General features: G+C 71.0%; 13 protein-coding genes. All 13 read left to right on the top strand.

All coding sequences use genetic code 11. From position 1 onward, the window contains the following. The first annotated feature begins 149 nt into the window (after window positions 1-149). The 13 genes from DDQ41_RS19850 (at window position 150) to DDQ41_RS19910 (ending at window position 12,089) form a co-directional block, all read left to right on the top strand. Window positions 150-1,238, top strand: a complete 1,089-nt coding sequence (locus DDQ41_RS19850) for an LCP family protein (RefSeq protein WP_109295681.1) — start codon at window positions 150-152, stop codon at window positions 1,236-1,238. A 258-nt stretch (window positions 1,239-1,496) separates the two neighbouring features. After that, the gene (gene rpmE, locus DDQ41_RS19855; protein WP_017949958.1) at window positions 1,497-1,721 is read left to right on the top strand and encodes a 50S ribosomal protein L31; all 225 of its coding nucleotides are present in this window, start codon (window positions 1,497-1,499) and stop codon (window positions 1,719-1,721) included. 104 nt (window positions 1,722-1,825) lie between these two features. Beyond that, entirely contained in the window at window positions 1,826-2,899 is a 1,074-nt protein-coding gene (prfA, locus tag DDQ41_RS19860) for a peptide chain release factor 1 (RefSeq protein ID WP_109295682.1), read from the top strand. 43 nt (window positions 2,900-2,942) lie between these two features. Continuing rightward, a complete protein-coding gene (gene prmC / locus DDQ41_RS19865) occupies window positions 2,943-3,824 on the top strand; it encodes a peptide chain release factor N(5)-glutamine methyltransferase (protein WP_172607729.1) in 882 nt (293 codons plus the stop codon). A gap of 139 nt (window positions 3,825-3,963) precedes the next feature. Next, complete coding sequence (locus DDQ41_RS19870) at window positions 3,964-4,611, top strand: L-threonylcarbamoyladenylate synthase (RefSeq protein WP_109295684.1); 648 nt, start codon at window positions 3,964-3,966, stop codon at window positions 4,609-4,611. A gap of 28 nt (window positions 4,612-4,639) precedes the next feature. Further along, window positions 4,640-5,290 (top strand): arsenate reductase/protein-tyrosine-phosphatase family protein, encoded by a 651-nt coding sequence (locus tag DDQ41_RS19875; protein ID WP_109295685.1) that lies wholly within the window; start codon window positions 4,640-4,642, stop codon window positions 5,288-5,290. A 357-nt stretch (window positions 5,291-5,647) separates the two neighbouring features. Beyond that, a complete protein-coding gene (locus DDQ41_RS19880; protein ID WP_109295686.1) occupies window positions 5,648-6,919 on the top strand; it encodes a serine hydroxymethyltransferase in 1,272 nt (423 codons plus the stop codon). A 179-nt stretch (window positions 6,920-7,098) separates the two neighbouring features. Continuing rightward, window positions 7,099-8,460, top strand: coding sequence for an MraY family glycosyltransferase (locus tag DDQ41_RS19885; protein ID WP_109295687.1), 1,362 nt, complete (start codon window positions 7,099-7,101; stop codon window positions 8,458-8,460). Window positions 8,461-8,888: 428 nt separating this feature from the next. Next, window positions 8,889-9,326, top strand: a complete 438-nt coding sequence (locus DDQ41_RS19890) for a hypothetical protein (RefSeq protein ID WP_109295688.1) — start codon at window positions 8,889-8,891, stop codon at window positions 9,324-9,326. Between the two features lie 274 nt (window positions 9,327-9,600). After that, window positions 9,601-10,371, top strand: coding sequence for a F0F1 ATP synthase subunit A (gene atpB / locus DDQ41_RS19895; protein ID WP_109297838.1), 771 nt, complete (start codon window positions 9,601-9,603; stop codon window positions 10,369-10,371). 79 nt (window positions 10,372-10,450) lie between these two features. Next, complete coding sequence (gene atpE / locus DDQ41_RS19900; protein WP_109295689.1) at window positions 10,451-10,687, top strand: ATP synthase F0 subunit C; 237 nt, start codon at window positions 10,451-10,453, stop codon at window positions 10,685-10,687. A gap of 41 nt (window positions 10,688-10,728) precedes the next feature. Next, window positions 10,729-11,277 carry a F0F1 ATP synthase subunit B gene (locus DDQ41_RS19905; protein ID WP_109295690.1) on the top strand — a complete coding sequence of 183 codons (549 nt, stop codon included), beginning with the start codon at window positions 10,729-10,731 and terminating at the stop codon, window positions 11,275-11,277. After that, on the top strand, window positions 11,274-12,089 hold the full coding sequence (locus tag DDQ41_RS19910; protein WP_109295691.1) for a F0F1 ATP synthase subunit delta: 816 nt from the start codon (window positions 11,274-11,276) through the stop codon (window positions 12,087-12,089). The genes DDQ41_RS19905 and DDQ41_RS19910 overlap by 4 nt, the downstream gene beginning before the upstream one ends. The last annotated feature ends 121 nt before the right edge of the window (window positions 12,090-12,210 follow it).

Here is a 12,210-nt window from a genome sequence, read left to right on the forward strand (position 1 = left end):
GGTTCTCAGGGTCCTCACAGCTGCCCGTGCAACCCTTCTCGCTCCTCGCCGGTCTCACAGGTGGAGTAACAAAGCTTGACAGGTTGGACAAAGCGCGCCTGAAGGTCGCGGCCGGGGGGTATCGGGACCTACGAGGACTTCGGGGAGCCATGACGGACCAGAGCAGCGGCCGAATACACGGGACGGGCCGGCGGCGCAGGCCGGCCACCGCGCGGCGCCGGGCCGCGACCCTCGCCAGGTGGTCCACGGCGGGGCTGGTGCTCCTCGGGGGGGCGGGCCTCGGCGGGGCCTACCTCAAGCTCGACGGCAACATCCAGGGCGTCGACATCAGCGGCCGGCTCGGCAGCGACCGGCCGGACGACGTCGACAACGGCTCCCTGGACGTCCTCGTCCTCGGCTCCGACTCCCGGGTGGGCGCGAACGGCGAGTACGGCAGGGACGAGGGCGGCGCCCGCTCCGACACGGCGATGATCGTGCACATATACGAGGGGCACCGGAAGGCCGCCGTCGTCTCCGTGCCCCGCGACACCCTCGTCGACCGGCCCTCGTGTACCGACAGCCGGGGCGGCAGCGTCCCCGGCGAGCACCGCGCCATGTTCAACACGGCCTACGAGGTCGGCGGACCGGCCTGCGCGGTGAAGACCGTCGAGCAGCTCTCCGGTGTCCGCATGGACCACTACATCGAGGTCGACTTCACCGGCTTCAAGCAGCTCGTCGACGGACTCGGCGGTGTGGACGTCACCACGACCGAGGCGATCAGCGACTCCGCGAGCCATCTGGACCTCCCGCCGGGCACGCACACGCTCAGCGGAGAGCAGGCGCTCGGGCTGGTGCGCACCCGCAAGGCCGTCGGCAACGGCAGCGACCTCGGCCGGATCCAGCTCCAGCAGGCCTTCGTCAAGGCGCTGATACGGCAGGTCGGGGACGTGGGAGTGCTCAGCGACCCGAAGAGGCTGTACGACCTCGCCGACACCGCCACCAAGGCGATCACGCCCGACTCCGACCTCGACTCGGTCCAGGAACTCATCGGCTTCGCGAACGGCCTCGCGGACCTCGGCGCCGACGACATCCGGATGATCACCCTGCCGGTGGAGTACGACGAAGTGGACCCCAACCGCGTCGTGCCCCTGGAGAAGCAGAGCGAGCAGGTGTGGACGGCACTGCGCGCCGACCTGCCCATCCCCGCGACCGCGACCGAGGGCACCGCGGACGGGCAGGCCGCGGACATCGTGGAGTAGCGGACCTGCGGACCGGGGGACCTGCGGCCCGGCGGACCGGGGGACCTGTGGCCCGGCGGGCCCGGGGACCCGCGGAGCAGTGGAGTGGTGGAGTGGTGGGGTACGGGGTGCGCAAGGCCCCACCGCGGGGAATACCCGGAGCTGACCCCCGGTTTTGGGAGATACGGCCGGTCCTGGCAGACTGGTACGTCGGCCCCGGTTCACGTGCGCGCATCCCGCGCGTGCGACCCGGCGCCCTCCCGGAACTAGGAGAACCCCTTGAAGCGCGACATCCACCCCGAGTACGTCGAGACCCAGGTGAGCTGCACCTGCGGCGCGTCGTTCACCACTCGCAGCACCCTCCAGGGCGGCACCATCCGTGCCGAGGTCTGCTCCGAGTGCCACCCGTTCTACACGGGCAAGCAGAAGATCCTCGACACCGGTGGCCGTGTGGCCCGCTTCGAGGCCCGCTTCGGCAAGGCTGCCGGCTCCGCCAAGAAGTAGCGAGCCACTGCGCCGGTCCACGGCCGCCCCCGCGCGGGCGGTCGTGACCGGCGCTTTGCCGTCTCTCCCGTAGCCACCCAAGGTCACGAATCCAGGAGCATCCGATGTTCGAAGCGGTCGAGGAACTGGTCGGCGAGCACGCCGACCTCGAGAAGCAGCTCGCCGACCCTTCGGTCCACGCCGACCAGGGACGCGCGCGCAGGCTCAACAAGCGGTACGCCGAGCTGACCCCGGTCGTCGGCACCTACCGCTCCTGGAAGCAGACCGGGGACGACATCGAGACGGCCCGTGAACTCGCCGCGGACGACCCCGACTTCGCCGCCGAGGTGAAGGAGCTGGAGAAGCAGCTTGAGGAGTTCACCGAGAAGCTGCGGCTGCTCCTCGTGCCCCGCGACCCCAGCGACGACAAGGACGTCATCCTGGAGATCAAGGCGGGGGCGGGCGGCGACGAGTCGGCGCTGTTCGCCGGCGACCTGCTGCGGATGTACCTCCGCTACGCCGAGCGCGTCGGCTGGAAGACGGAGATCATCGACGCCACCGAGTCGGAGCTCGGCGGCTACAAGGACGTCCAGGTCGCGGTGAAGCTCAAGGGCAACGCGACGCCCGAGCCGGGCCAGGGCGTCTGGTCACGGCTGAAGTACGAGGGCGGCGTGCACCGGGTGCAGCGCGTCCCCGCCACCGAGTCCCAGGGGCGGATTCACACCTCCGCCGCCGGCGTCCTCGTGACCCCGGAGGCCGAGGAGATCGACGTGGAGATCAGCCCCGCCGATCTGCGGATCGACGTCTACCGCTCCTCCGGCCCCGGCGGCCAGTCCGTCAACACCACGGACTCCGCGGTGCGGATCACCCACGTCCCCACCGGGGTCGTCGCCTCCTGCCAGAACGAGAAGAGCCAGCTCCAGAACAAGGAGCAGGCGATGCGCATCCTGCGCTCCAGGCTTCTCGCGGCGGCCCAGGAAGCGGCCGAGCAGGAGGCCGCCGACGCCCGCCGCAGCCAGGTCCGCACGGTCGACCGCTCCGAGAAGATCCGTACGTACAACTTCCCGGAAAACCGGATCTCGGACCACCGCGTCGGCTTCAAGGCGTACAACTTGGACCAGGTGCTCGACGGGGAACTGGACGCCGTGATCCAGGCCTGCGTCGACGCCGACTCCGCCGCGAAGCTCGCCGCGGCGTGAGCCGCGCAACCACGAACGACCCCGCCCAGCCCGGAGGACCAGCGTGCAGTCGCTCCCCGGGGGACGACCCCGGTCCCCCCGCTCCCTGCTGCTAGCCGAGGTGGCCCAGGCCACCCGGCGGCTGGCCGACGCCGGCGTGCCGTCGCCGCGCTTCGACGCGGAGGAGCTGGCAGCCTTCGTCCACGGCGTCAAACGCGGCGAACTGCACCTGGTCGAGGACGCCGACTTCGACGCCCGCTACTGGGAGGCCGTCGCCCGCCGCGAGGCCCGGGAGCCGCTGCAGCACATCACCGGGCGCGCCTTCTTCCGCTATCTCGAGCTCAGGGTGGGCCCCGGCGTCTTCGTGCCGCGCCCCGAGACCGAGTCGGTCGTCGGCTGGGCCATAGACGCGGTCCGTGCCATGGACGTGGTCGAGCCGCTCGTCGTCGACCTGTGCTCCGGCTCGGGCGCCATCGCGCTGGCGATCGCCCAGGAGGTACCGCGCTCCCGGGTGCACGCCGTCGAGCTGTCCGACGACGCGATCGGCTGGACCCGGAAGAACGCCGAGGGGTCCCGCGTCACCGTCCACCACGGGGACGCCCTCACCGCCGTCCCCGAACTCGACGGACAGGTCGACCTCGTCATCTCCAACCCGCCGTACATCCCGCTCACCGAGTGGGAGTACGTGGCCCCGGAAGCGCGTGACCACGACCCCCAGATGGCCCTCTTCTCCGGTGAGGACGGCCTCGACACCATCCGCGGGCTCGAACGCACGGCGCACCGGCTGCTGCGCCCGGGCGGTCTCGTCGTCGTCGAGCACGCCGACACCCAGGGCGGCCAGGTGCCCTGGATCTTCAGCGAGGAGGCGGGCTGGGCCGACGCGGCCGACCACCCCGACCTGAACAACCGCCCGCGCTTCGCGACCGCCCGCAAGGCCATGCCATGAGGGGGAGCGCGAGGAGGTCCCGGTCGGCCCGGGGCCGCGCACGGGAGACCACCGGGGCACGCCCCCCCGCCCCGGCGGGGGTCCCCACGGCCGGGGGCCGGGCGAGGAGCAGAGTGACCGACAACGAGGAGGCCCGCTGATGGCTCGGCGATACGACTGCAACGACGCGACGGACCGCGCCACCGGCCTGCGGGAGGCCGCCTCGGCCGTCCGCCGCGGCGAACTCGTCGTGCTGCCCACCGACACCGTCTACGGCATCGGCGCGGACGCCTTCGGCTCCGAGGCCGTCGCCGATCTCCTGACGGCCAAGGGGCGCGGGCGCAACATGCCCACCCCCGTCCTCATCGGCTCCCCGAACACGCTCCACGGACTGGTCACCGACTTCTCCGAGCAGGCGTGGGAACTCGTCGACGCGTTCTGGCCCGGGGCGCTGACGCTCGTCGCCCGGCACCAGCCGTCGTTGCAGTGGGACCTCGGGGACACCCGCGGCACCGTCGCCATCCGGATGCCGCTGCACCCGGTCGCCATCGAACTCCTCACCGAGGTCGGCCCGATGGCCGTGTCCTCCGCGAACCTCACCGGCCACCCGGCGCCCGAGACCTGCGGCGCAGCCGAGGACATGCTCGGCGACTCGGTCTCCGTGTACCTCGACGGCGGTCCGACCCCCGGCAACGTGCCGTCCTCGATCGTCGACGTCACCGGCGAGGTCCCGGTCCTGCTGCGCGCGGGCGCCCTGGAGGCGGACGAGCTGCGCAAGGTCGTACCCGACCTCGAGGTGGCGCCGTGACCGGAGCGAACAGCCGGGGGCCGGCACAGTGACCGTCCCTGAGGGACGTGGCATAGAAGGTACGGCCGCAGCCTGCGGCACTTTCCGGATCCTCCACGTCAGCACCGGCAACGTCTGCCGCTCGCCGATCACCGAGCGGCTGACGCGGTATGCCCTGAGCCGCCGGCTCGGCGACCCCCTCGCCGGCGGGCTGCTCGTGGAGAGCGCCGGCACCTGGGGCCACGAGGGTGCCCCGATGGAGGCGAACGCCGCCACGGTCCTCACCGACTTCGGCGCCGACCCCGGCGGCTTCGTGGGGCGCGAACTGCTCGACGAGCACGTCATCCGGGCGGATCTGGTGCTCACCGCCACCCGCGACCACCGGGCACAGGTCATCTCCATGGGGCACTCCGCGGGTCTGCGCACCTTCACGCTGAAGGAGTTCACCCGGCTCGTGCGGGCCATAGACCCGGCGACCCTGCCGGACCCCGACCAGGACGGCGTCGTGGAGCGCGCGCGGGCCCTGGTGCGGGCGGCCGCGGCCCTGCGCGGCTGGCTGCTGGCACCGAGCGCGGAGGCGGACGAGGTCCACGACCCGTACGGGGGGCCCATCACCTTCTTCCGGTCCATCGGCGACGAGATCCACCAGGCGCTCGACCCGGTGCTGACGGCGCTGACGGGCGTCCCGGCCCGCCGCTGACGGCTCACGGCGCGGCGGGGCTGCGGGGCTCCCGGGGTCTGCGGGGGTCTGGCGGGACTCCGGGTCTGCGGGAACACGGGGGAACAGCGGGAACACGGGGCCCGGTCGTACCCGTACGAAGCCCCCGTCCTCCACCGCCGTACGGCCCGATGCCCAGGGAGCCGGCCCACGGGGACGGCCCGGCCGGAGACGGACGGGCGGTGCCGCCGAGGCGTGGCCCGGACGGCAGGGCGTCGGCGAGGCGTGGCCCGGACGGCCGAACGAGCCGGATCCGGGCCGCCGGGCACCGGGCGCCCGGGCCCACCCGGGCCTACATTGGAGGGGCCGTACACCCCCACGTGAGGCCGGGAGACCACGATGCCGGTCAGTACCCCCGCACCCGCCCGCACCCCGAACGCGCCCGCAGGCCTCCGCGATCTCGGGGTCCTGCGCCATCAGGACCCCGAGATCGCGGAGGTCGTGCTCGGTGAGACGGCCCGGCAGGCCGAAGGCCTCCAGCTGATCGCGGCGGAGAACTTCACCTCGCCCGCGGTCCTCGCGGCGCTGGGCTCCGCACTCGCCAACAAGTACGCCGAGGGCTACCCCGGCGCACGCCACCACGGCGGCTGCGAACTCGTCGACGCCGCCGAGCGGATCGCGATCGACCGGGCGACCGCCCTCTTCGGCGCCGACCACGCCAATGTGCAGCCCCACTCGGGCTCCTCGGCGGTCCTCGCGGCGTACGCGGCGCTGCTGCGGCCGGGGGACACCGTCCTCGCGATGGGCCTGGCCTTCGGGGGGCACCTCACACACGGCTCACCGGCCAACTTCTCCGGGCGCTGGTTCACCTTCGTCCCGTACGGGGTCGACGCCGAGTCGGGGCTGCTCGACTACGAGCACATCCTCAGGCTCGCCCGCGAGCACCGGCCGAAGGCCATCGTCTGCGGATCGATCTCCTATCCCCGGCACCCCGACTACGCCGTGTTCCGGGAGATCGCCGACGAGGTCGGGGCCTATCTGATCGCCGACGCCGCCCATCCGACGGGCCTGATCGCCGGCGGAGCGGCCCCCAGCCCGGTCCCCTACACGGACGTCGTGTGCGCCACGACGCACAAGGTGCTGCGCGGACCGCGGGGCGGGATGATCCTCTGCGGCAGCCATCTGGCGGAGCGGATCGACCGCGCGGTGTTCCCCTTCACCCAGGGCGGTGCCCAGATGCACACGATCGCCGCCAAGGCCGTCGCCTTCGGCGAGGCGGCGACCCCGGGGTTCGCCGGCTACGCGCACCATGTCGTCGCCAACGCCAGGGTCCTCGCGGAGGGGCTGGAGGCGGAGGGGTTCGCGGTCACCACGGGCGGCACGGACACCCATCTGATCACCGCGGACCCTGCGCCGCTGGGCGTGGACGGCCGTTCGGCGCGGGCACGGCTCGCCGCCGCCGGAATGGTGCTCGACACCTGCGCGCTGCCGTACGGGGACGGCCGGGGCATCCGCCTCGGGACGGCGGCGGTCACCACCCAGGGCATGGGCGAGGCGGAGATGGCGAGGATCGCCGTGCTCTTCACCACTGCGCTGGGCGCCGGCCCCGAGGAGATCCAAGGGGTGCGCGAGGAGGTAAGGGCTCTGGCCCGGAGGTTTCCGCCCTATTGAGGCCGGATTGGGGCCGGATCGGGGCCGGACCGCGGGTTGACCGAGGCCGGATCGAGGCCGGATCGAGGGCGGATGCGGGGGACCTGCAACCGTCCGGGCCGCTGGTATGTCCTCGACCATGTGGTCAACAAAGCTAGTGTGTGGGGCTGAGATGGCCAGCGATTCCTCTGGGGCAGCCCGTGCGTGATTACCTGCTGACGCTCTGTGTCACGGCTGCGGTGACCTACCTTCTGACCGGACCGGTGCGGAAGTTCGCCATCGCGACCGGGGCGATGCCCGAGATCCGGGCCCGTGACGTCCACCGCGAACCGACGCCGCGGCTCGGCGGCATCGCCATGTTCTTCGGGCTGTGCGCGGGTCTGCTCGTCGCCGACCATCTGCAGAACCTCAACAGCGTGTTCGAGCTGTCCAACGAGCCCCGGGCCCTGCTCTCCGGCGCCGCGCTGATCTGGCTGATCGGCGTGCTGGACGACAAGTTCGAGATCGACGCCCTGATCAAGCTCGGCGGCCAGATGATCGCCGCGGGCGTGATGGTGATGCAGGGCCTGACGATCCTGTGGCTGCCGATCCCGGGCGTCGGGACGGTCTCCCTCACCCAGTGGCAGGGCACTCTGCTCACGGTCGCCCTGGTCCTGGTCACGATCAACGCGGTGAACTTCGTGGACGGTCTGGACGGCCTGGCCGCGGGCATGGTGTGCATCGCGTCCGCGGCGTTCTTCCTGTACGCGTACCGGATGTGGTTCGGCTACGGCGTCGAGGCCGCGGCTCCGGCGACCCTGTTCGCCTCCGTGCTTATGGGCATGTGCCTGGGCTTCCTGCCGCACAACATGCATCCGGCGCGGATCTTCATGGGCGACTCGGGGTCGATGCTGATCGGCCTGGTGCTGGCCGCGTCCGCGATCTCGGTGACCGGCCAGGTGGACCCGGACGCGCTGAAGCTGTTCGAGGGCGGCACCCGGCAGGCCACCCACGCTGCGCTGCCGGTCTTCATCCCGCTGCTGCTGCCGCTGACCATCATCGCGATCCCGGTGGCCGACCTGCTGCTGGCGATCGTCCGCCGGACCTGGAAGGGCGAGTCGCCGTTCGCCGCCGACCGCGGGCATCTCCATCATCGGCTGCTGGAGATCGGGCACTCGCACAGCCGCGCGGTGCTGATCATGTACTTCTGGTCGGCCCTGATCGCGTTCGGGGTCGTCCTCTACTCGGTCCACAGCGCCTCGATGTGGATCGTGTTCGCCATCGTGGTGCTGAGCTTCGTGGGCCTGGTGCTCCTGCTGCTGCCGCGCTTCACCCCGCGGGCCCCGCGCTGGGCGGAGTCCTTCGTACCGCCGCGCTACCGCCGCCGTCCGCGCCCCGCGGCGCCCGTGCCGGCCCCGGCACCGGGTATCCCGGCCGGCCGGGCGGCAGCCCCCGCCGACCCCGCCGATCCCGCCGACGCGGCCGCCGTCGGTCCCGAGGAGGGGCGCATCCCGGTGCCCGCGGGGATCAACGGGGCGACGGCGATCGGGTCGCGTTCGCGGTTCACGGCGGCGAGGAAGTAGCCGTCAACCGGGATGACCGCGATCCGTCACACAATGTGATGAAAGGATGGCGGGGTGGAGCGGCCGACGGCCCTGCGGGCCCGCGCTGTCGGCATTCCGGTACCCCGGTACCCCGGCACCCCGGTCGTGCGGCAGCCCGGCCGTCCGGGAGCCCGGGACGACCGCCGCCAGAACGTGTTCACGGCCAATACCAGACAAAGCGGTAATTTGTCCTGCACACACGCGCGACCTCACTCTCATGTGTGAGAGTTGGCACACCGACGGGTAAAGACCTCTTCAAATAGTTTGTGATACGGTTCACGAGAACCGGCGACAGAGCCGAAGGACCGCAGTGCGACGGTCTCTTCGGTGCCCGAGACCCACCTCGGACCGGATCCACGCTCGTCCTCGACGACACCCCTGCCCCACCACCCAGCGGAGTTGACGCCATGCCGTCCAATGACGTCCGGACTCTCCTTCAGACCGTCGTGCCCACCGCCGCCGTCGGCGTGATCGCCGCGATCGTCAGCGGTGTGGTCGCCGGCGGCAAGGGGGCCCTCGGCGCGGTCGTCGGCACTCTGGTGGTCATCCTCTTCATGGGCATCGGGATCGTGGTGCTGCAGCGGACCGCGAAGAGCTTCCCGCAGCTGTTCCAGGCGATGGGCCTGATGCTCTACACGACGCAGCTGCTCGTGCTGTTCCTCTTCGTCGCAGCCTTCAAGGACACCACCCTGTTCAACCCCAGGACCTTCGCGGCCTCGATCGTCGCGTCGACGCTCGTCTGGGTGGCCGCACAGGCCCGTGCCCATATGAAGGCCAAGATCCTCTACGTCGAACCGGAGCCGTCGGAAGCCCGCAGGGGCGAGAAGACGGGGCCGTCGGCGTGACGGGTAGGGCCGGGATAAGTGCGCGTTCGAGAAACTGCTATCGTCCGGTGCCAACTGCGGCACTGCGGGCGCGGGCATCTGAGCTGACGCCTGCTCGATCGCGAGGCCTCGATGCCTGACCGCCGCCCCCACATCCGAAACACCAGTCCGGTGCCGACTCGCGGCTGCGCGCCGCGCCGACACAACGAGGTTGCCGAACCCATGCGTCACGCCGAAGGAGCCCGCGGTGAGTGCTGAACAGACCACGCTCGCCTTTGACTGGAGCTGCCGCATCCTGGCCGACAACGGCTGTGGCTTTCCGGCGCCGGGCCTGCACTCCTTCCTCTTCCAGCCCATCGCCACCGTCGGCGGCTTCGAGTTCAACAAGGTGATGCTGCTCGCGCTGATCACCACGCTCGTCGTCGTCAGCTTCTTCTACGCGGCGTTCGGCAGGGCGAAGGTCGTCCCGGGCAAGCTGCAGATGATCGGCGAGGCCGGCTACGACTTCGTGCGCCGCGGAATCGTCTACGAGACCATCGGGAAGCGTGAGGGCGAGAAGTTCGTCCCGCTGATGGTCTCGATCTTCTTCTTCGTCTGGATCATGAACATCTGGTCCGTGGTCCCGCTGGCGCAGTTCCCGGTGGCGTCGATCATCGCGTACCCGATGGTCCTGGCCCTGATCGTCTATGTGGTCTGGGTCTCGCTGACCTTCAAGCGCCACGGCTTCGTCGGCGGCTGGAAGAACATCACCGGTTACGACCCGTCGCTCGGCCCGATCAAGTGGCTGGTCTCGTTCATCGAGTTCTTCTCCAACCTGCTGGTCCGCCCGTTCACCCACGCGGTCCGGCTCTTCGCCAACATGTTCGCCGGTCATCTGATGCTGGTGATGTTCACCATCGCCTCCTGGTACCTGCTGAACAGCTGGCTCATCCCGGCCGCCGGCGTCTCCTTCGTGATGACCATGGCCATGATCGTCTTCGAGCTCTTCGTCCAGGCCGTCCAGGCGTACGTCTTCGTCCTGCTGGCCTGCTCCTACATTCAGGGCGCTCTCGCCGAGCACCACTGAGCCCCGCCTCGCCCGCACCACTCCCAGAACGTCCGGTGGCCAACCCCCACCGGTCCGTAGATGAAAAGGAAGAATCAGCATGGCTGCCACTGAGACCCTCGCCGCTGTCTCCGGTTCGCTCGGCTCCATCGGTTACGGCCTCGCCGCCATCGGCCCCGGCATCGGCGTCGGCATCGTCTTCGGTAACGGCACCCAGGCCCTGGCCCGTCAGCCCGAGGCCGCCGGCCTGATCCGCGCCAACCAGATCCTCGGCTTCGCCTTCTGTGAGGCGCTCGCCCTCATCGGCATCGTCATGCCGTTCGTTTACGGTCCGTGACCTGACCCCTCACCGACCACTTATCGACGAAAGGCACTGATGTGATCGCCAACCTCGTTCAGCTGGCGGCCGGGGAGGAGCAGAGCCCGCTCCTTCCCCCGGGCCCCGAGCTGCTCGTCGGCACGATCGCCTTCGCCATCGTCTTCTTCTTCCTCGCCAAGAAGCTCCTCCCGAACATCAACAGGGTTCTGGAGGAGCGCCGCGAGGCCATCGAAGGCGGCATGGAGAAGGCCGAGGCGGCCCAGGTCGAGGCCCAGAGCGTGCTCGAGCAGTACCGCGCTCAGCTCGCCGAGGCCCGTCACGAGGCCGCGCGTCTGCGCCAGGAGGCCACGGAGCAGGGCGCCGCGATCATCGCCGAGATGCGCGCGGAAGGCCAGCGGCAGCGCGAGGAGATCGTCGCCGCCGGCCACGCCCAGATCGAGGCCGACCGCAAGGCCGCGGCGTCCGCGCTGCGCCAGGACGTGGGCCAGCTGGCCACCGACCTGGCCGGCAAGCTGGTCGGTGAGTCCCTCGAGGACCACGCCCGCCAGAGCCGTGTCATCGACCGCTTCCTCGACGAGCTCGAGGAGAAGGCCGAGGCCGCCCGATGAACGGAGCGAGCCGCGAGGCACTGGCCGCCGCACGCGAGCGTCTCGACGCGCTGACCGACAGCACGTCGGCCGACGCGGCGAAGCTCGCCGAGGAGCTGGTCGCCGTCACCGCGCTGCTCGACCGCGAGGTGTCGCTGCGTCGGGTCCTGACCGACCCGGCGCAGCCCGGTGAGGGCAAGGCCGAGCTGGCCGCCCGGCTGCTGAGCGGTCAGGTGGGCGGCGAGTCCGCCGACCTGGTCTCCGGGATGGTCCGCTCCCGCTGGTCGCAGTCCCGCGACCTGGTGGACGCGCTGGAGAGGCTGGCGGCCACCGCCGAGCTCACGGCCGCGCAGCGGGCCGGCACCCTGGACGGCGTCGAGGACGAGCTGTTCCGGTTCGGCCGGATCGTCGCGTCCAACCCGTCGCTGCGTGCCGCGCTGACCGACCGGACCGCCACGGCGGCCGCCAAGTCCCAGCTGGTCCGAGGCCTCCTCGGCGGCAAGGTCGACCCCGTCACCGAGCGGCTCGTGGTCCGTCTTGTCACGGCACCCCGTGGACGTAGCCTGGAAGCGGGACTCGAGTCCCTCTCCAAGCTCGCCGCCGAGCGCCGGAACCGGCTGGTCGCCGTGGTCACCTCCGCGGTACCGCTGTCCGACCGGCAGAAGCAGCGCCTCGCAGCCGTGCTGGCGAACGTGTACGGCCGTGAGATGCATCTGAACCTGGACGTGGACCCCGGGGTCCTCGGCGGGATCTCGGTGCGGGTCGGCGACGAGCTGATCGACGGGACGGTCCTGGACCGCATCGCCGAGGCACAGCGCCGCCTCACGGGCTGACCGGCCACCCAAGTCAGAAAAGAATTGCTAGAGCGGCCCGGTTGGGCCGCAGAGGATTCCTGGGGGTCCCGCGGCGCGAGCCGTCATGGACACAGCCCCAGACCCCCAAAGAAACTTCGGG

The organism is Streptomyces spongiicola (genome assembly GCF_003122365.1).
In the GTDB taxonomy this organism is placed as follows: domain Bacteria; phylum Actinomycetota; class Actinomycetes; order Streptomycetales; family Streptomycetaceae; genus Streptomyces; species Streptomyces spongiicola.